This is a genomic window from Streptomyces sp. NPDC099050 (assembly GCF_044759865.1).
Taxonomy (GTDB): domain Bacteria; phylum Actinomycetota; class Actinomycetes; order Streptomycetales; family Streptomycetaceae; genus Streptomyces.
Genome location: NZ_JBIWAE010000005.1, coordinates 128,258 through 146,880, shown reverse-complemented (window position 1 = coordinate 146,880; position 18,623 = coordinate 128,258). Strand labels below are relative to the sequence as shown.

At 70.3% G+C, this 18,623-nt stretch carries 15 protein-coding genes; 10 read left to right on the top strand and 5 right to left on the bottom strand.

Annotated features, from left to right (window positions below):
• The first annotated feature begins 172 nt into the window (after positions 1 to 172).
• The 3 genes from ACIQV3_RS10845 (at position 173) to ACIQV3_RS10835 (ending at position 3,293) form a co-directional block, all read left to right on the top strand.
• Positions 173 to 775 (top strand): PadR family transcriptional regulator, encoded by a 603-nt coding sequence (locus tag ACIQV3_RS10845; protein WP_250738617.1) that lies wholly within the window; start codon positions 173 to 175, stop codon positions 773 to 775.
• Positions 776 to 824: 49 nt separating this feature from the next.
• Positions 825 to 1,907: an inositol-3-phosphate synthase gene (locus ACIQV3_RS10840; protein WP_250738618.1), complete on the top strand. Its 1,083-nt coding sequence runs from the start codon at positions 825 to 827 to the stop codon at positions 1,905 to 1,907.
• A gap of 105 nt (positions 1,908 to 2,012) precedes the next feature.
• On the top strand, positions 2,013 to 3,293 hold the full coding sequence (locus ACIQV3_RS10835) for an MFS transporter (RefSeq protein WP_403711873.1): 1,281 nt from the start codon (positions 2,013 to 2,015) through the stop codon (positions 3,291 to 3,293).
• A 93-nt stretch (positions 3,294 to 3,386) separates the two neighbouring features.
• On the opposite strand, the gene ACIQV3_RS10830 is transcribed toward ACIQV3_RS10835, so the two are convergent.
• Complete coding sequence (locus ACIQV3_RS10830) at positions 3,387 to 4,853, bottom strand: CCA tRNA nucleotidyltransferase (protein ID WP_403711871.1); 1,467 nt, start codon at positions 4,851 to 4,853, stop codon at positions 3,387 to 3,389.
• A gap of 187 nt (positions 4,854 to 5,040) precedes the next feature.
• Here ACIQV3_RS10830 and ACIQV3_RS10825 point away from each other — a divergent pair, with 187 nt between their 5' ends.
• The 7 genes from ACIQV3_RS10825 (at position 5,041) to trxA (ending at position 14,537) form a co-directional block, all read left to right on the top strand.
• Positions 5,041 to 7,308, top strand: coding sequence for a DUF6049 family protein (locus ACIQV3_RS10825; protein ID WP_403711870.1), 2,268 nt, complete (start codon positions 5,041 to 5,043; stop codon positions 7,306 to 7,308).
• Positions 7,309 to 7,354: 46 nt separating this feature from the next.
• Positions 7,355 to 9,532, top strand: coding sequence for a murein biosynthesis integral membrane protein MurJ (murJ, locus tag ACIQV3_RS10820; RefSeq protein WP_403711868.1), 2,178 nt, complete (start codon positions 7,355 to 7,357; stop codon positions 9,530 to 9,532).
• Positions 9,533 to 9,649: 117 nt separating this feature from the next.
• Positions 9,650 to 11,374 carry a serine/threonine protein kinase gene (locus ACIQV3_RS10815; protein ID WP_403711866.1) on the top strand — a complete coding sequence of 575 codons (1,725 nt, stop codon included), beginning with the start codon at positions 9,650 to 9,652 and terminating at the stop codon, positions 11,372 to 11,374.
• Between the two features lie 25 nt (positions 11,375 to 11,399).
• Positions 11,400 to 12,101: an RNA polymerase sigma factor SigM gene (gene sigM, locus ACIQV3_RS10810; RefSeq protein ID WP_403711863.1), complete on the top strand. Its 702-nt coding sequence runs from the start codon at positions 11,400 to 11,402 to the stop codon at positions 12,099 to 12,101.
• On the top strand, positions 12,098 to 13,060 hold the full coding sequence (locus ACIQV3_RS10805) for an anti-sigma factor family protein (RefSeq protein ID WP_403711861.1): 963 nt from the start codon (positions 12,098 to 12,100) through the stop codon (positions 13,058 to 13,060). The genes sigM and ACIQV3_RS10805 overlap by 4 nt, the downstream gene beginning before the upstream one ends.
• A gap of 125 nt (positions 13,061 to 13,185) precedes the next feature.
• Positions 13,186 to 14,145, top strand: coding sequence for a thioredoxin-disulfide reductase (gene trxB, locus ACIQV3_RS10800; protein WP_403711859.1), 960 nt, complete (start codon positions 13,186 to 13,188; stop codon positions 14,143 to 14,145).
• A 53-nt stretch (positions 14,146 to 14,198) separates the two neighbouring features.
• Positions 14,199 to 14,537 carry a thioredoxin gene (gene trxA / locus ACIQV3_RS10795; protein ID WP_327305751.1) on the top strand — a complete coding sequence of 113 codons (339 nt, stop codon included), beginning with the start codon at positions 14,199 to 14,201 and terminating at the stop codon, positions 14,535 to 14,537.
• Between the two features lie 126 nt (positions 14,538 to 14,663).
• Here the strand turns inward: trxA and ACIQV3_RS10790 are convergent, their stop codons facing one another.
• The 4 genes from ACIQV3_RS10790 to rsmG form a co-directional block, all read right to left on the bottom strand.
• Complete coding sequence (locus tag ACIQV3_RS10790) at positions 14,664 to 15,281, bottom strand: GNAT family N-acetyltransferase (RefSeq protein ID WP_327305750.1); 618 nt, start codon at positions 15,279 to 15,281, stop codon at positions 14,664 to 14,666.
• Between the two features lie 102 nt (positions 15,282 to 15,383).
• Complete coding sequence (locus tag ACIQV3_RS10785; protein WP_403711856.1) at positions 15,384 to 16,478, bottom strand: ParB/RepB/Spo0J family partition protein; 1,095 nt, start codon at positions 16,476 to 16,478, stop codon at positions 15,384 to 15,386.
• Positions 16,475 to 17,566 carry a ParA family protein gene (locus tag ACIQV3_RS10780; RefSeq protein ID WP_266956733.1) on the bottom strand — a complete coding sequence of 364 codons (1,092 nt, stop codon included), beginning with the start codon at positions 17,564 to 17,566 and terminating at the stop codon, positions 16,475 to 16,477. The genes ACIQV3_RS10785 and ACIQV3_RS10780 overlap by 4 nt, the downstream gene beginning before the upstream one ends.
• A 264-nt stretch (positions 17,567 to 17,830) precedes the next feature.
• Positions 17,831 to 18,541 (bottom strand): 16S rRNA (guanine(527)-N(7))-methyltransferase RsmG, encoded by a 711-nt coding sequence (rsmG, locus tag ACIQV3_RS10775; RefSeq protein ID WP_403712298.1) that lies wholly within the window; start codon positions 18,539 to 18,541, stop codon positions 17,831 to 17,833.
• Positions 18,542 to 18,623: the final 82 nt, after the last annotated feature.

Genomic DNA, 18,623 nt, shown 5'->3' with positions numbered 1-18,623 from the left:
CAGTGCCGAAGTTCACCCCAAATCAGGCAACTTGCCCCGCGCAAATCCACGATGTGACGCCGGTCACCGTGTCACCACTTGTAGCGGAGGGCTACCCGTTCTATCGTCTGGATGTATCGAGTCGATACATCAGCTCGACATAAAGACTCCGAGGCGGGGGAAGGGCAAGCGGATGAGCAGGCGCTCAGGCATTCTTGAGTTCGCTGTTCTCGGCCTGCTTCGCGAATCCCCCATGCACGGTTACGAGCTGCGCAAGCGGCTCAACACCTCGCTGGGGGTGTTCAGAGCGTTCAGCTACGGGACGCTCTACCCCTGCCTCAAGACGCTCGTCACCAACGGCTGGTTGATCGAAGAGCCGGGCAATGCCCCGGAGGACGCTCTCGCCGCTTCACTCGCAGGGCGCCGCGCCAAGATCGTCTACCGGTTGACGGCAGCAGGTAAGGAGCACTTCGAGGAGCTCCTCTCCCACACGGGCCCCGATGCCTGGGAGGACGAGTCCTTCGCCGCCCGCTTCGCCTTTTTCGGCCAGACCGAACGAGACGTACGCATGCGGGTACTGGAGGGCCGTCGCAGCCGCCTTGAGGAGCGCCTGGAGAAGATGAGCGCCTCGCTGGCTCGCACACGCGAGCGGCTCGACGACTACACGCTCGAGCTGCAACGCCACGGCATGGAATCCGTGGAGCGCGAAGTGCGCTGGCTGAACGAGCTCATCGAGAGTGAGCGGGCGGGACGGGATCAGAGACGACCCGGTCCGTCCGACGAAACTGCAAAGTGAGGTCTGCATCTCGCAGGCCTCGTCCGAGAACAAACAGGGAGCAACCGGAATGGGTTCGGTTCGCGTAGCCATCGTCGGCGTAGGCAACTGCGCCGCCTCGCTGGTGCAGGGCGTCGAGTACTACAAGGACGCCGACCCGGCGGCCAAGGTCCCCGGTCTGATGCACGTCCAGTTCGGCGACTACCACGTGAGCGACATCGAGTTCGTCGCCGCGTTCGACGTCGACGCGAAGAAGGTCGGCCTCGACCTTTCGGACGCCATCGGCGCCAGCGAGAACAACACCATCAAGATCTGTGACGTCCCGAGTGCGGGCGTGACCGTTCAGCGCGGCCACACCCTGGACGGTCTGGGCAAGTACTACCGCGAGACCATCGAGGAGTCGGCCGAGACCCCGGTCGACATCGTCCAGACCCTTCTGGACCGCCAGGTCGACGTCCTGATCTGCTACCTGCCGGTCGGTTCCGAGGCTGCGGCGAAGTTCTACGCCCAGTGCGCCATCGACGCCAAGGTCGCCTTCGTCAACGCCCTCCCGGTCTTCATCGCCGGCACCAAGGAGTGGGCGGACAAGTTCACCGAGGCCGGTGTCCCGATCGTCGGCGACGACATCAAGTCGCAGGTCGGCGCCACCATCACGCACCGCGTGATGGCGAAGCTGTTCGAGGACCGCGGTGTCCGTCTTGAGCGCACCATGCAGCTCAACGTCGGCGGCAACATGGACTTCAAGAACATGCTGGAGCGCGACCGCCTCGAGTCGAAGAAGATCTCCAAGACTCAGGCCGTCACCTCGCAGATCCCCGACCGCGAGCTCGGCGAGAAGAACGTCCACATCGGCCCGTCCGACTACGTGGCGTGGCTCGACGACCGCAAGTGGGCCTACGTCCGTCTTGAAGGCCGCGCCTTCGGCGACGTCCCGCTGAACCTCGAGTACAAGCTCGAAGTGTGGGACTCCCCGAACTCCGCCGGTGTCATCATCGACGCCCTGCGCGCGGCGAAGATCGCCAAGGACCGCGGCATCGGTGGCCCGATCCTGTCGGCTTCGAGCTACTTCATGAAGTCCCCGCCGGTGCAGTACTTCGACGACGAGGCCTACGCGAACGTCGAGAAGTTCATCAAGGGCGAGGTCGAGCGCTAGTCGAACCCCGGCGTCCGCGAGGGCACCTGGACTTCGGCAGTTCTTCCGCGGAGGGTCCCCGGGCAATATGCCCGGGGACCCTCCGCGTGTGTGACCCTTTCCCTCATGGCTGTCGTACGTGATCTGCGCGTACTCCTGCGTCTGCGGGACTTCCGCAACCTGCTCGCCGTACGGCTGCTGTCCCAGGCCGCCGACGGGGTCTACCAGGTCGCGCTGGCCGCCTATGTCGTCTTCTCCCCGGAGAAGCAGGCCTCACCCGCGGCCATCGCCTCGGCCATGGCGGTGCTCCTGCTGCCCTATTCGGTGGTCGGCCCCTTCGCGGGAGTCCTGCTGGACCGCTGGCGCCGCCGTCAGGTCTTCCTCTACGGCAACCTGCTGCGCGCCCTCCTCGCCTGCGTCACCGGCATGCTGATCGTCGCGCACGTCCCCGACTGGCTCTTCTACGCCTCGGCCCTGTCCGTGACCGCGGTCAACCGCTTCGTCCTGGCCGGGCTGGCCGCTTCCCTGCCGCGGGTCGTCGCACCCGGCCAGCTGGTCACCGCGAACGCCCTCTCACCCACCGCGGGAACGCTCGCCGCCGTCGCCGGCGGGGGTCTGGCCTTCCTCGTCCGGGTCCTGGCCGACGAGTCCGACGCCCTGGTCGTGCTCCTCGGAGCCGGCCTCTACCTCTGTGCGGCTCTGACCTCCCTGCGCCTGGCCCTGGACCTGCTAGGGCCCGACCACCCTCCCGGCCGGATCAACCCGACGGTCCGCCAGGGGATCGCCCTCACCGTGCGGGGCCTGGTCGGGGGACTGCGGCACCTGGCCTCCCGGCGCGAGGCGGCCCGGGCGCTCACCGCCATGACTGTCATGAGGTTCTGTTACGGGGCCCTGTTCGTCACGCTGCTCATGCTCTGCCGCTACGCCTGGTCGGACAACGAGGCTGACGGGCTGGCGCTGCTGGGCGTCACGGTCGGAGTTTCCGGCGCCGGGTTCTTCGCGGCCGCCGTCATCGCTCCGTGGCTGGTGGGCCGGCTGGGCGCCCTCGGATCCATCACCCTGTGCGCGGCGGGCGCCGCGGTACTGGTCCCGGCGCTCGGCTTGTTCTTCGAGCCCGGACCGATGCTGGCAGCGGCCTTCGTCCTGGGCCTGGCCACCCAGGGGGCCAAGATCTCCACCGACACCGTCGTGCAGTCCCAGGTGGACGACGCCTTCCGAGGCCGCGTCTTCTCGGTCTACGACGTGCTCTTCAACGCCGCCTTCGTCGGCGCCGCCGGGGTGGCCGCGCTCGTGCTCCCCCTCGACGGGCACTCCGTCCCGCTGATCCTCGGGGTGGCCATGCTCTACGCCGCGACCGCGGCACTGCTCGTGCGTCAGGGCGATGTTTCACGTGAAACATCGCCCTGATCCTTGTACGACCGGCCCCGCGCCGCGATGTTTCACGTGAAACATCGCGGCACTCAGGCACTCAGGCACTCAGGCACTCAGGCCTCCAGGCCCTCAGGCCTGTGCGGCCCACCACTCCTTGAGCGCGGCGACCGCCGCGTCGTGCTCCATGGGACCGTTCTCCAGCCGCAGCTCCAACAGGAACGCGTACGCCTTGCCGATCACCGGGCCGGGGCCCACGTCGAGGACCCGCATGATCTCGTTGCCGTCGAGGTCGGGCCGGATCGCGTCCAGCTCCTCCCTCTCCTGCAGCTGGGCGATGCGCTCCTCAAGCCCGTCATAGGTGCGGGACAGCGCGTTCGCCTTGCGCTTGTTGCGCGTGGTGCAGTCGGAACGGGTCAGCTTGTGCAGGCGGTCCAGCAGCGGACCGGCGTCGCGGACGTAGCGCCGCACGGCAGAGTCGGTCCACTCCCCGTCCCCGTAGCCGTGGAAGCGCAGGTGCAGCTCCACCAGCCGGGCCACGTCCTTGACCATGTCGTTGGAGTACTTGAGCGCGGCCATGCGCTTCTTGGTCATCTTCGCGCCCACCATCTCGTGGTGGTGGAAGGAGACCCGACCGTCGCTCTCGAACCGGCGGGTCCGCGGCTTGCCGATGTCGTGCAGCAGGGCCGCGAGCCGCAGGACCAGGTCCGGGCCCTCCTCCTCCAGCGCGATCGCCTGCTCCAGCACGATCAGCGAGTGGTCGTAGACGTCCTTGTGCCGGTGGTGCTCATCGCTCTCCAGGCGCAGCGCCGGCAGCTCCGGCAGCACGTGCTCGGCCAGCCCCGTGTCCACGAGCAGGCCCAGGCCCTTGCGCGGGTGCGCGGACAGCAGGAGCTTGTTCAGCTCGCCCTGGACCCGCTCGGCCGAGACGATCTCGATGCGGCCGGACATCTCCGTCATCGCCGTCACCACGTCCGGCGCGACCTCGAAGTCGAGCTGGGCGGCGAACCGCGCTGCCCGGAGCATCCGCAGCGGGTCGTCGGAGAAGGAGTCCTCGGCGGTGCCGGGAGTGCGCAGCACGCCCGCCCGGAGGTCCTCCAGGCCGCCGTGCGGGTCGATGAACTCCTTCTCGGGGAGTGCGACGGCCATCGCGTTCACCGTGAAGTCGCGGCGGACGAGGTCTTCCTCGATGGAGTCGCCGTAGGAGACCTCGGGCTTGCGCGAGGTCCGGTCGTAGGACTCCGAGCGGTAGGTGGTCACCTCGATCTGGAAGCTTCTATGAGCGTCTCCGACGCGGGCATCCTTCTGGGCACCGACCGTGCCGAAGGCGATGCCGACGTCCCAGACCGAGTCGGCCCACGGCCTGACGATCTTGAGGACGTCCTCGGGGCGGGCGTCGGTGGTGAAGTCGAGGTCGTTGCCGAGGCGCCCGAGCAGCGCGTCGCGGACGGACCCGCCGACCAGGGCGAGACGGAAACCCGCCTCCTGGAAACGGCGGCCGAGCTCGTCGGCGACAGGGGCGATCCGCAGCAGTTCACTCACCGCGCGGGCCTGCCCGTGATTCAGGACACTGGGGTTGTCTTCGTTGGCGTTCGGCACAACAGAAAAGGGTACGTGCCCGGCCCGCCGGGAGCGCCCGTGTTTTGCGGCCACCCCGGCCCACGGCCGCTCCGGGGCGGACCCGATCATGTGGAGCAAGGCGCGGCACTCGCGCACAGCGGGCCTCGTTACCATGCGTGGACGCACAAACGACGACCACTGACACTCCGAGGGACGGGCGAGCGCGTTGGCCGAGGCGGCAGACATCCAGGGGGCGCCCGCTCCTGCCCGGCGACGCTGGCTGCGGCGCGCGGTCGTCCTGCTCGCCGGGACGCCCGTACTCGCCGGCCTGGTCTACTCGCACGCTCCCGAAGCCCAGGCCACCGACACGGCGGCAGCCGCCGTCGACGTCCAGCTCGACGGCCTGGCGCCCAGCGCCCCGGTCAAGGGCGACACCCTCACCATCACGGGCACCGTGATCAACAACGGCTCCGAGAAGATCACCGACGCGCACGTGGGTCTGCGGGTCGGGCCGGCGCTGGGGGACCGCAGCTCCATCGACGAGGCCGCGGAACGCGGCGCGTTCCGGGCGGGCGCCGACCCGGCGGAGGTCGGCCCCGAATTCGCCGTGAAGATCGATTCGCTGCCCTCCAAGGTCAGCCAGCCCTTCACCCTCAAGGTGCCGGTGAACAAGCTGGACCTGGACGAGGACGGCGTCTACCAGCTCGGCGTCTCCTTGTCCGGGGAAACCGAGAGCCGCCAGTACGAGCAGGTCCTCGGCATCAAGCGGACCTTCCTGCCCTGGCAGCCGGAGGCCGCCGCCAAGCGTTCCCAGCTCGCGTACGTCTGGCCGTTGATCTCCACCACGCACCTGACCTCGGAGACCGGCTCGGACGAGGTGCAGACCCCCGTCTTCCTCGACGACGGCCTCGCCGACGAGCTGAAGCCCGGCGGCCGCCTGGAGCAGATGGTCACCCTCGGCAAGGACCTCCCCATCACCTGGGTCATCGACCCGGACCTGCTCTACACCGTCGATGCCATGACCAAGGGCTACCGGGTCCGCACCCCCGACGGCCGGACCGTCCAGGGCAAGAACAAGGCCATCGCCGAGCGGTGGCTGAGCTCGCTGGAAAGCGCCGTCCAGGGCAAGAAGGTCGTGGCACTGCCCTTCGCGGACCCGGACATCGCCTCGCTCGCCCACCGCGGCAAGGACGTCTCCGGCACCCTGGGACAACTGCGGCCCGCCACCGACAAGGCGAAGGATGCCGTCGAGACGGTCCTGCACGTCCCCGCGAGCACCGACTTCTCCTGGCCCGTGGACGGGGCGATCGACCCGTCGATCGTGAACGTCGCGACGTCGGCCGGCGCCCACAACGTCCTCACCCGCAGCGACAGCCTCCAGGAGACCGGTTCCCTGGGCTACACCCCGTCGGCCGCGCGGCCCATCGGCGCGGGTACCACGGCCGTCGTCGCCGACGCCGACCTCTCCACCGCCTTCCAGGGCGACATGCTCCGCGCCGGGAACTCCACCGCCTCGGTGCAGCAGTTCCTCGCCCATTCCCTCGCCCTGAACCTGCAGGAGACCGACAGCCAGCGCAGCTTCGTCGTCGCCCCGCAGCGGATGCCCAGCGCCAGCCAGGCGCAGACCATGGCCGCCGCCATCCGGGGTCTGCAGTCGGGCCGCTGGAGCCAGGCCGTGGACCTGGAGGCCGCGGCCGCCGCGACCCCCGACCCCCGCGCCGCCACCCAGGTCCCCGGAGCCGGCCAGTACCCCGAGGCACTGAGCAAGCAGGAACTGCCGGTCTCCGCCTTCGAGAAGATCCGCACCACCGAGACCACCCTGGACCACTTCAAGGTGATCCTGACCGCGCCCGACCGCGTCGAGATCCCCTTCGGCAACACCACCAACCGGGAGATGTCCTCCTCGTGGCGCGGCCGCCCCGACGCGGCGCGCGAGTACCGGGACCAGGTGCAGGAGTACCTGATCCGACTCACCGAGAAGGTCAAGATCATCCCCAAGTCCGACGCGACGCTCTCCGGACACAGCGCGACCATCCCGGTCACCGTCCAGAACAGCCTCGTCCAGGACACCCACAACCTGGTCCTGCGGCTGCGGTCCGCCAACCCGACCCGGCTGATGTTCGGCGACAGCGGTGAGGCCCAGCAGGAAGTCGCGATCCAGGGCGGGCACAGCCAGACCGTGAAGTTCCCCGCCAACGCCACCGCGAGCGGACCAGTCGAGGTGACGGCCCAGCTCTTCACCACCGACGGCGTGCCCTACGGCAAGGCCCGCAAGTTCACCGTCGAAGCCACCGAGGTGACCCCGACCGTCATGCTCGTCATCGCGGGTGGTGTCCTTCTCCTCGTGCTGGCCGGCATCAAGATGTACGCCAGCCGCAAGCGTGTCGCGGCGCGCGTCGCCGCGGAGGAGAGCACGCAGCAGAGTGACGAGTCCCCGGACACCGGACCGCAAAGCGCGGACCCGTCCGGCACGGGTGAGACAGTGGACCGTTGAGCGACGCCGTGGCCGGTCGGCCTGGGGACGATGAGGTGGGGTTTCGATGAACGCGCCGTACGAAGGTGACCGTGCGCAGGGCACTGGCGGGCCCGCGCCCTCCCAGGGCACTGCCCCCGGCGCCCCGGTGCCGGGACAGGTTCCCGCGCCCGCGCAAGCGCCGGACCACGACCCCTATGTCCAGGGCGCCTACGCCTACGACCCGTACCGGGCGCAGGACCTCTCCGCCCAGGACCCGGTGGCGGAGGTCCTGTACGACCGGGCCTCGCACCCGCCGCCGCCGCCCGGCACCTTCCAGGAGCCCGGTCCGCTCTACGCGGCCCCGCCGGCCCCCGCGTACGCCCCGGACCCCCGGGTGTGGGCCCAGACGCCGCCGCCCGAGCCGGACGGTCCGTCCCGGCACCTGCCCTACGGCGACCACGCGACGACCACGCAGTTCGTCGGCGTGGACTCCCTCGTGACCAAGGCCGCCGACCAGGACCCCCGCCCCGACGCCTTCGCCCACCTGTACCGGGACCAGGACGCGGCGCCGCGCACCCCCGCCGAGGACGCTCCCGTGGCCGCCCCGGCACCGAGCAAGCCCGCCGGACGCGCCTCCAGCCTGCTCAAGTCCAGCGCCCTGATGGCCGCCGGCACCATCGTCTCCCGCATCACCGGCTTCATGCGGACCCTGGTGATCGCCGGGGCCATCGGCGTCGCCACCCTCAACGACAGCTACCAGGTCGCCAACACCCTGCCGACGATGATCTACGTCCTGGTCGGCGGCGGCGCCCTCAACGCCGTCTTCATCCCGCAGTTGGTGCGGGCGATGAAGAACGACGAGGACGGGGGAGAGGCCTACGCCAACCGCCTGCTGACCCTCGTCATGGTCCTGCTGGGCGCCGTCACCGTGGTGTGCGTGCTCGCGGCACCCCTGTTCATCGGCATGATGTCGCAGAAGATCGCCGACGACCCGGCCCGGCTGGACGTCGCCGTAGCCTTCGCCCACTACTGCCTGCCCACCATGTTCTTCATGGGCGTGCACGTGGTCCTCGGTCAGATCCTCAACGCCCGCGGCCGGTTCGGCGCGATGATGTGGACCCCGGTCCTCAACAACATCGTCGTCATCGCCACTTTCGGCGCCTTCATCTGGGCCTTCGGCGGTTTCACCACCACGGGCGTCACCGAGGCCGGCATCACCCCCGAGGGCGTCCGGCTGCTGGGCCTGGGCACCCTGCTCGGACTGGTCGTCCAGTCCCTGGCGATGCTTCCCTACCTGCGCGACGCCGGCTTCAGGCCGCGCCTGCGGTTCGACTGGAAGGGCCACGGCCTCGGCAAGGCCGCCGGCCTGGCCAAGTGGACGTTCTTCTTCGTCCTGGCCAACCAGCTCGGCCTCATCGTCGTCACCCAGCTCGCCACCTGGGCGGGCGAGGTGGCCGACAAGCAGGGCCACGGCGGTACCGGCATCACCGGCTACAACTACGCACTTCTGCTCTGGCAGATGCCGCAGGCCATCATCACCGTCTCCGTCATGACCGCCGTCCTGCCGCGCATCTCCCGCTCCGCCCACGACGGTGACGCCGCCGCCGTCCGTGACGACATCTCCTACGGGCTGCGCACCTCGGCCGTCGCGATCGTGCCCTGCGCCTTCGCGTTCCTGGCCCTGGGCGTCCCCATGGCCGGCCTGCTGTACGCCGGTTCAGGTTCGGAGAGCGCCCAGAACATCGGTTTCATCCTGATGGCCTTCGGCCTCGGACTGATCCCCTACTCCGTCCAGTACGTGGTCCTGCGCGGCTTCTACGCCTACGAGGACACCCGGACGCCCTTCTACAACACGGTCATCGTGGCCGCCGTCAACGCGGGCATGTCCGTCGTGGCCTTCTTCGTGCTCCCCGCACGCTGGGCCGTCGTCGGCATGGCCGCCGCCTACGGCCTCGGCTACGCCGTGGGCGTCGGTGTCGCCTGGCGCCGCCTGCGCACCCGCCTCGGCGGGGACCTCGACGGGGCGCACGTGATGCGCACCTACACCCGGCTCATCGGCGCCTGCGTCCCCGCCGCCGCGGTGGCCGGCGCCGTCGCCTTCGCCGTCCTGCACTTCATCGGCAGCGGAGCCCTCGGCTCCCTCACCGCCCTGGTGGCCGGCGGCATCTCCCTGGCAGCGGTGTTCCTCGTCGCCGCCAAGCGGATGCGCATCGAAGAACTCAACGCCATGGTCGGGATGGTCCGCGGACGCCTGGGACGCTGATGCGTACAACCTTCCCCCTCTCTGGCGTGTCGTGCAGATCGGTGGACTGTGGGCACAATTGGCATGGCTTCGCAGACTGGCCGACAGCGCGCAACGGATGGGGAGGCGGGGACGACGGTGGCGGAACGTAGCACGGCTGCCGTCGACGTGGCCGACAACGGCGGCGACGAGCCGCTGGCCGCGGAGACGGCCCAGGCCACGGCCGACGGGGTGGACACCCAGAACGGACGAGCCGCGGACGGAACCATGCCCGAGAAGGACGGCGATCGACGGAACGCGGCACCCGCTGCCGCGCCCGAGCTGCACAGCGGCCACAAACTGGCCAGACGCTACCGGCTCGAGGAGTGCGTCACCCGTCTGGACGGATTCAGCAGCTGGCGCGCGATGGACGAGAAGCTGCGCCGGGCCGTTGGCGTCCACCTGCTGCCCGCCGACCACGCGCGGGCCCGCTCCGTCCTGGCCGCCGCCCGCTCCTCGGCCCTGCTCGGCGACCCCCGGTTCGTCCAGGTCCTCGACGCCGTGGAAGAGAACGACCTCGTCTACGTCGTCCACGAGTGGCTCCCCGACGCCACGGAGCTCACCGCGGTCCTCGCCGCGGGCCCCATGGAGCCGCACGAGGCCTACCAACTCGTCAGCCAGGTCTCCCAGGCCATGGCCGCGGCACACCGCGAGGGCCTCGCGCACCTGCGCCTGACCCCCAGCGCGATACTGCGCACCTCCTCCGGCCAGTACCGGATCCGCGGCCTCGCCGTGAACGCCGCCCTGCGCGGCATCACCAGCGAGACCCCGCAGCGCGCGGACACCGAGGCCATCGGCGCCCTGCTGTACGCCGCACTGACGCAGCGCTGGCCGTACGAGAGCGACGCCTACGGCCTCACCGGCCTGCCCAAGGGCGTCGGACTGATCGCCCCCGACCAGGTCCGCGCGGGCGTGCACCGGGGTCTGGGCGAACTGGCCATGCGCGCCCTCGCCAACGACGGGGCCACCGCCTCGCGTCAGGAACCCGCCTGCACCACCCCGGAGGAACTCTCCAAGGCCGTGGCCGCGATGCCCCGCATCCGGCCGCCGGAGCCCACCTTCACCGCGCCTCCGGAGTACCAGCACACCACCTACCAGCAGGGCAGCTACGGCAGGCCCCAGGGCCCCGGCATGCCCACCGCGCAGGTCACCGTCGTCCCCCCGCCGCCACCGCTGCAGAGCCGCACCGGCCGCGTCCTCAAGTGGGGCGTCGCGGCCCTGCTGATCGCCGCCCTCGGACTGGGCAGCTGGCAGCTCGCCGACACCCTGCTCAACCGGAACAACCAGGGCAGCACCGGCGGCAGTCAGACCACGCACGAGAAGGCCGACGACACCCCGGAGAAGGTGGCGCCCGTTCCCCTCGCCATCTCCCGGGCCCGCGAGTACTCCCCGGACGGCAAGGAGCAGGACCCCGGAGGCGTCAAGAACACCTTCGACAGGGACTCCTCCACCTACTGGCGGACCAAGTACTACCTCGACGGCCCCGACATGAAGACGGACTACAAGGCCGGTGTCGGCATCGTCTACGACCTCGGCGCCGAACACGAGGTCAGCAGCGCCTCGATAGCGCTCCGGTTCGCGGGCGACCACACCACCACCACGCTCTACGCGGTCGATTCCCTGGACCCGTCGGGCAAGATCTCCGGGATGCCGAAGATCGCCACGGCCAAGACATCGAACAGCAGCTTCGACCTGACCGCGGAGAAGCCGGTCAAGACCCGGTACGTGCTGCTCTGGATCACCGCGATGCCCTGGGCCCCCTCCGACACCTACACCGGAGCCGGGTACAAGCAGGCCATCACGGACGTGAAGTTCACGGGCTGACGGACAGCGGGGGAGGGGGCCGGCATTGGACGAAGCCACACCCGGCGGCCGCAGCGACCAGGAACTCCTGTCGCTGCACGCCGCCGGAGACCCGGACGCCTTCGGTGAGCTCGTGCGCAGGCACCGGGACCGGCTGTGGGCCGTGGCCCTGCGCACCCTCGGCGACCGGGAGGAAGCCGCCGACGCCGTGCAGGACGCCCTCGTCTCCGCCTACCGGGCCGCCCACACCTTCCGCGGCGAATCCGCCGTCACGACCTGGCTGCACCGCATCACCGTGAACGCCTGCCTGGACCGGGCCCGCAAGGCCGCCTCCCGGAGGACCTCCCCCCTCGACGACACGGACCGCCTGGAGCGCCTTCTGGAGCCCCACGAGTCCGCCGAGGCGCCCGCGGAGCGCCAGGACCTCCACCGGCAGCTGCTGGCCGCCCTGAGCACCCTCCCGGCCGATCAGCGGGCCGCCCTGGTCCTCGTCGACATGCAGGGCTACCCCGTCGCCGAGGCCGCCGCCGTCCTCGACGTCCCCGTCGGCACCGTGAAGAGCCGCTGCGCCCGCGGCAGGGCGAAACTCGTCCCGCTCCTCACTCATCTGCGCACGCCTACCGGGGATAACACCGATCCCGAGCGGGGAAGGAACCGGACACCGGGGACAACCGTCCCACCGGCGGCAGACCGCGGGGACCCGGCCCCGGATCCCAACGCAGTGAAGGGCGGAGGTGGACGAGCGTGAACCCCACACCCGGCGCGATCGGCACGATCGGGCACCCCGACGTCTCGGAGATCTCCGAGCTGGCGGAAGGCCTCCTCTCCCCGTCCCGCACGGCGGAGGTACGCAGCCATCTCGGGGGCTGCGCCCTGTGCGCGGACGTCCGGGCCTCCCTGGAGGAGATCCGGTCCCTGCTCGGCACCCTGCCCGGCCCCGCCCGGATGCCCGTCGACCTCGCCGGCCGGATCGACGCGGCCCTCGCCGCCGAAGCACTCCTCGACGCCACCACCCCGCACGGGGACCCCGGGCCCGTCAGCCCCACCCGGGCAGCCGGCGGGGGACCCGGCCCCGATGTTTCACGTGAAACCGCCCCCGACCCGGCCGGCCACGGCGGAGCCCTGCGCCCCTCCGGTCACCCGACCGGCCCAACCGGCCCCGGACGCCGTCGCGCACGGCGCCGGATCGCCCTCGCGGGCGGGCTGCTCGCGGCGTGCACCGCCGGAATCCTCGTGTTCGGCCTGATGTCCGGCGACCGTCCCGCTCAGGACCTGTCCGTGCGGAGCGACGCCTCCAGCGCACAGACCCGCTCCGGCTCGCCCGAGTACACGGCTCAGGGGCTCCCCGGGACGGTGCGCGAGCTCCTCGCGTCCGCCGCCCGGGGAGACAAGGGGAACAAGACGACGGGGGAGCAGAACAACACCCTCGGAGTGGAAATCAGCCCTCCGTCCGAGCCCAGCCCCGCCCCGGCCGACGGCAGGGCGCCCAGGGCACCCGCCTGCGTCGAGCAGGCCACCGGCCGCACCGAGACCCCGCTGGGCTTCGAGTCCGGCACCTACGAAGGCAAGGACGTCTTCCTCGTCGTCCTGCCCCATCCGGGGGACCCCGGCTCCGTGGACGCCTATCTCATCGGCTCCGCCTGCGTCACCGACCCCTCGGCCGCTCCCGGAAAGCCCCTGCTCACCAGCACCTACCCCAGGAGCTGACAGACCCGGAAGCCCGGGGGGACAACTCGGGAATGCGGGCGCCGTAGGATCCGTTGGGTGGGGTGAGAGTCCACACCGGCCCCCCGGTAGGCAGCAGGCAGTCCGCAGAGACGAGGAATCAACCCGTGAGCGACGTACGAAACGTGATCATCATCGGCTCCGGGCCGGCCGGTTACACGGCCGCCCTGTACACCGCACGCGCTTCGCTCAAGCCCCTGGTCTTCGAAGGCGCCGTCACCGCCGGTGGCGCGCTGATGAACACCACCGAGGTGGAGAACTTCCCCGGTTTCCAGGACGGCATCATGGGGCCGGACCTCATGGACAACATGCGCGGACAGGCCGAGCGTTTCGGCGCCGAGCTGATTCCGGACGACGTCGTGTCCGTGGACCTCACCGGCGAGATCAAGACCGTCACCGACACCGCCGGCACCGTGCACCGCGCCAAGGCCGTGATCGTGACCACCGGTTCCCAGCACCGCAAGCTCGGCCTGCCCAACGAGGACGCCCTTTCCGGCCGTGGCGTCTCCTGGTGCGCGACCTGCGACGGATTCTTCTTCAAGGACCACGACATCGCCGTGATCGGCGGCGGTGACACCGCGATCGAGGAAGCCACTTTCCTCTCCCGGTTCGCCAAGTCCGTCACGATCGTCCACCGCCGCGACTCCCTGCGCGCCTCCAAGGCCATGCAGGACCGCGCCTTCGCCGACCCGAAGATCTCGTTCGCCTGGGACAGCGAGGTCGCGGAGATCCACGGCGAGCAGAAGCTCACCGGCCTCACCCTGCGCAACACCAAGACCGGTGAGACCTCCGCGCTGCCCGTGACCGGCCTCTTCATCGCCGTCGGCCACGACCCGCGCACCGAGCTGTTCAAGGACCAGCTCGACCTCGACTCGGAGGGCTACCTCACGGTCGACGCGCCCTCCACCCGCACCAGCCTCCCCGGTGTGTTCGGCGCGGGCGACGTGGTCGACCACACATACCGTCAGGCCATCACCGCCGCGGGCACGGGTTGCTCCGCGGCCCTCGACGCCGAGCGCTTCCTCGCCGCCCTCGCGGACGCCGAGAAGGCGCACGCAGCGGTCTGACACCCTCAAGCAGCACCACACCCCACTCCCCGCAGGAAAAGAAGGAGGCCGCTGTGGCCGGCACCCTCAAGACCGTCACCGATGCAAGCTTCGATGACGACGTCCTCAAGAGCGACAAGCCCGTCCTGGTGGACTTCTGGGCCGCCTGGTGCGGCCCGTGCCGCCAGATCGCTCCGTCCCTCGAGGCCATCGCCGCCGAATACGGCGACGAGATCGAGATCGTCAAGCTCAACATCGACGAGAACCCGGAGACGGCGGCCAAGTACGGCGTCATGTCCATCCCGACGCTGAACGTCTACCAGGGCGGCGAGGTCGTCAAGACCATCGTCGGCGCCAAGCCGAAGGCCGCCATCCTGCGCGACCTCGACGGCTTCGTCACCGCCAAGGCCTGACGCACCCGCGTCCCAGAGCGGACGCGATCGCGTGACACGGGGCCGCCCCTGCCGGGGGCGGCCCCGTTCGCATGCCAGCCCGGCCCTGCCCAGCCCGGCCCTGCCCGGGACCGGGCCGCACCCGTCCTACAGCGGACGCAGCGCCGGCTCCTTCCGTGCCGCCCCCAGCAGCCGGTCCAGGGCCAGTTCCACGTCTTCCTTCCACGACAGCGTGGACCGCAGCTCCAGCCTCAGCCGGGGACGCGTCGGGTGCGGGCGTACCGTCTTGAAGCCCACGGCCAGCAGATGGTCCGCCGGCAACAGACAGGCCGGACCTTCCCACCGGGCGTCACCGAACGCCTCGATGGCCCGGAACCCCCTGCGCAACAGATCCTTCGCCACCGTCTGGACCATCACCCGTCCCAGCCCCTGGCCCTGATACCCCGGCATGATCCACGAGGTGATGAGCTGGACGGCGTCCGGGGACACCGGGCTGGTCGGAAACGCGGTCGCACGCGGCACGTAAGCCGGCGGCGCGTAGAGAACGAACCCCACGGGAACCTCGTCCACGTAGACCACCCGGCCGCACGAACCCCACTCCAGGAGGACGGCGGAGATCCACGCCTCCTTCTCCTCGGCAGGGTTGCCCGCCTTCACGGCGGCCTCGCCGCTGACGGGGTCCAGCTCCCAGAAGACGCAGGACCGGCAACGCCGGGGCAGGTCTTGAAGGTTGTCCAGCGTGAGCGGTACCAGCCGACGACCCATGACCGCATCGTATCCACAGCTCGAATCACCCGAAACCGCGACAAGGCAAAGGGGGCGGGCCGCACCGGCTCACACCGGCACGACCCGCCCCCAGGCCGTGGGTCACTCCCCGGCAGCGCCCTGGTCCAGCACCCGGCCCTCGCCCGGAGCCAAGGTCCCCAGGATCCGCTCCAGGTCCTCCATCGACGCGAACTCGACGGTGATCTTGCCCTTCTTTTGGCCCAGATCCACCTTCACCCGCGTCTCGAACCGGTCCGACAGCCGCGTCGCCAGCTCGTTGAGCGCGGGCGCGACCCGGGCACCCGCTCGCGGACCCTTCGGCTTCACCGCGCTCGGCGACTCCGAGCCCATCAGCGCCACGATCTCCTCGACCGCACGCACCGACAGCCCTTCGGCCACGATCCGGTGCGCCAGGCGGTCCTGCTCCTCGGAGTTGTCCACCGACAGCAGGGCCCGCGCATGCCCCGCCGACAGCACGCCCGCCGCCACCCGCCGCTGCACGGGCGGGGAGAGCTTCAGCAGACGCAGCGTGTTCGAGACCTGCGGACGGGAACGCCCGATCCGGTCCGCCAGCTGGTCGTGCGTGCAATTGAAGTCCTGGAGCAGCTGGTCGTACGCGGCCGCCTCCTCCAAGGGATTCAGCTGCGCCCGGTGCAGGTTCTCCAGGAGCGCGTCCAGCAGCAGCTTCTCGTCATCCGTGGCCCGGATGATCGCCGGAATACGCTCCAGGCCGGCCTCCCGGCACGCCCGCCAGCGCCGCTCGCCCATGATCAGCTCGTAGCGGCCCGGACCGGACTGGCGCACCACCACCGGCTGGAGCAGACCCACCTCCTGAATGGAGGTCACCAGCTCGGCCAGCGCGTCCTCGTCGAACACCTCGCGCGGCTGCCGCGGATTCGGCGTGATGGAGTCCATCGGGAGTTCCGCGAACGTAGCACTCGCCACCTCACCGGCCTCCGGAGCGGCGACCGGCTCCGGCACGCTCGCGAACGCGGCCACCGACGATGTTTCACGTGAAACATCGGCCTGCGCCAGCGAAGCCAGCTTCGCCGCCGCGACGCCCCGCTCCGAGGGCAGCACCGGCACCGCCGACGGAGACGTCGACCCGGCACCGATCACCGGCGGCACCTTCTCTTGGGGAGCCGCGGGAATCAGCGCGCCGAGCCCCCGCCCCAGACCCCTACGTCGCTCACTCACTGGATCCCCTCCGCCATGCTCTGCGTGTTGTTCATGCCCGCACCCTGATGGGGGTGCTGGGGGTCGTACTGGAATCCGGCCCCGCGCAGCGCGATCTCCCGCGCCGCCTCCAGATAGGAAAGGGAACCGCTGGAACCCGGGTCATAGGTCAGCACCGTCTGCCCGTAGCTCGGAGCCTCGGAGATGCGGACCGACCGCGGGATGCTCGTGCGCAGCACCTCCTTGCCGAAGTGGGTGCGCACCTCCTCCGCCACCTGCGAGGCCAGCCGGGTCCTGCCGTCGTACATCGTCAGCAGGATCGTGGACACGTGCAGCGTCGGGTTCAGGTGGGCCCGCACCAGGTCCACATTGCGCAGCAGCTGACCCAGCCCCTCCAGCGCGTAGTACTCGCACTGGATCGGGATCAGCACTTCCGCGCCCGCGACCAGGGCGTTCACCGTCAGCAGGCCCAACGAGGGCGGGCAGTCGATCAGGATGTAGTCGAGCGGCTGCTCGTACGCCTGAATGGCCCGCTGGAGACGGCTCTCCCGTGCGACCAGGGACACGAGCTCGATCTCGGCACCCGCCAGGTCGATCGTGGCCGGCGCGCAGAAGAGGCCCTCCACGTCGGCCACCGGCTGGACGACCTCCATCAGCGGGCGGCTGTCCACGAGCACGTCATAGATGGACGGCACGTCCGCGTGGTGGTCGATGCCCAGCGCCGTCGAGGCATTGCCCTGAGGGTCGAGGTCGACCACCAGGACCCGCGCACCGTGCAGGGCCAGGGAGGCAGCCAGGTTCACGGTCGACGTGGTCTTGCCCACGCCGCCCTTCTGGTTGGCCACCACCATGATCCGGGTCTTCGGGGGCCTGGGCAGGCCCTCACCCGCACGTCCCAGAGCCTCGACCGCGATCTGGGCGGCCCGGCCGATGGGCGTGTCTTCGTTGTCCACTAGGGGCGGGGCCGATGTTTCACGTGAAACATCGTCGCCCGGGGATTCAGAGCGGGGACCGGGGACCGGATCGGCCATCGGCCCCGCAAGGTTGGCGTCTGACCGCACGGTGTCACTCTCCTCGGCATCAGGCTCGCGATGAACAGAGCCTGCCATGTCACCGGGGTCGCGAACCAGCGGGGCCCGGACTCCTGTGGATGAATCCACCGATGTGGACAACTCCGTCCCCCCTTCGCCCTTGAGGAGACGGGGGGACGTGGCCGCACGACCGCGGCTGATGATTCCGTGCAGCAGAGAGCGACGTTTCACGTGAAACACGATGCCCGGACGGAGTCATCCGGCCGCTACGACACTCCGAAATCCATACCTATAGGGCTCAACACCCCTGTGATACGCCCGTGAGCGCTGCCCGGAAGAGGCTCAGCGACGCCTGCGCGTACGGCTCGTACGGGCGGCCTTGGCCCGCTTCGCCGCGAACCGCACCCCGCCGGGGCTTTCCCCCACCTCGACCCGCACCACGGTGGAGAGCGGGTCCACGACCCCCTCGCCGACGTGCAGCACCGAGGTCTTCACCACACCGAGCTTGGTCAGCGCGGCCTTCGCCGCCACCAGCTCCTCCTCGGCGGTGTCGCCCTTCAGCGCCAGCATCTCGCCGTACGGGCGCAGCAGGGGCACGCCCCAGCCGGCGAGCCGGTCCAGCGGCGCCACCGCGCGCGCCGTCACCACGTGCACCGGGGGGAGCTTGCCGAGGACTTCCTCGGCCCGCCCGCGCACCACCGTCACGTGGTCGAGCCCCAGCAGTTCCACCACCTCCTGGAGGAAGTTCGTGCGGCGCAGCAGCGGCTCCAGCAGCGTGATCTTCAGGTCCCTGCGCACCAGGGCCAGCGGGATGCCGGGGAGGCCGGCGCCCGAGCCCACGTCGCACACGGTGACGCCCTCGGGCACCACCTCCGAGAGCACGGCGCAGTTGAGCAGGTGCCTCTCCCAGAGCCGCGGCACCTCGCGCGGCCCGATCAGGCCCCGCTTGACACCCGCGTCCGCCAGCAGCTCCGCGTACCGCACAGCTTCCGGGAAATGCTCGCCGAACACCGCACGCGCCTCTTCAGGTGCCGGGGGCGCTTCTTCGGGCATCGGGGGAAGCTCAGCTGCCTCCGTCACGGGGACCGTCCTTCCGTACCGCATGGTGGTGAATACCCGACGACAGCACTGCCGT

Bases quoted from the DNA above. Each gene is read 5' to 3' on its own strand.
- ACIQV3_RS10780 (WP_266956733.1), bottom strand. From the start codon at position 17,566: ATGGCAGGCTCTGTTCATCGCGAGCCTGATGCCGAGGAGAGTGACACC.
- murJ (WP_403711868.1), top strand. From the start codon at position 7,355: ATGAACGCGCCGTACGAAGGTGACCGTGCGCAGGGCACTGGCGGGCCC.
- ACIQV3_RS10835 (WP_403711873.1), top strand. From the start codon at position 2,013: ATGGCTGTCGTACGTGATCTGCGCGTACTCCTGCGTCTGCGGGACTTC.
- ACIQV3_RS10845 (WP_250738617.1), top strand. From the start codon at position 173: ATGAGCAGGCGCTCAGGCATTCTTGAGTTCGCTGTTCTCGGCCTGCTT.
- rsmG (WP_403712298.1), bottom strand. From the start codon at position 18,541: ATGCCCGAAGAAGCGCCCCCGGCACCTGAAGAGGCGCGTGCGGTGTTC.
- ACIQV3_RS10840 (WP_250738618.1), top strand. From the start codon at position 825: ATGGGTTCGGTTCGCGTAGCCATCGTCGGCGTAGGCAACTGCGCCGCC.
- ACIQV3_RS10790 (WP_327305750.1), bottom strand. From the start codon at position 15,281: ATGGGTCGTCGGCTGGTACCGCTCACGCTGGACAACCTTCAAGACCTG.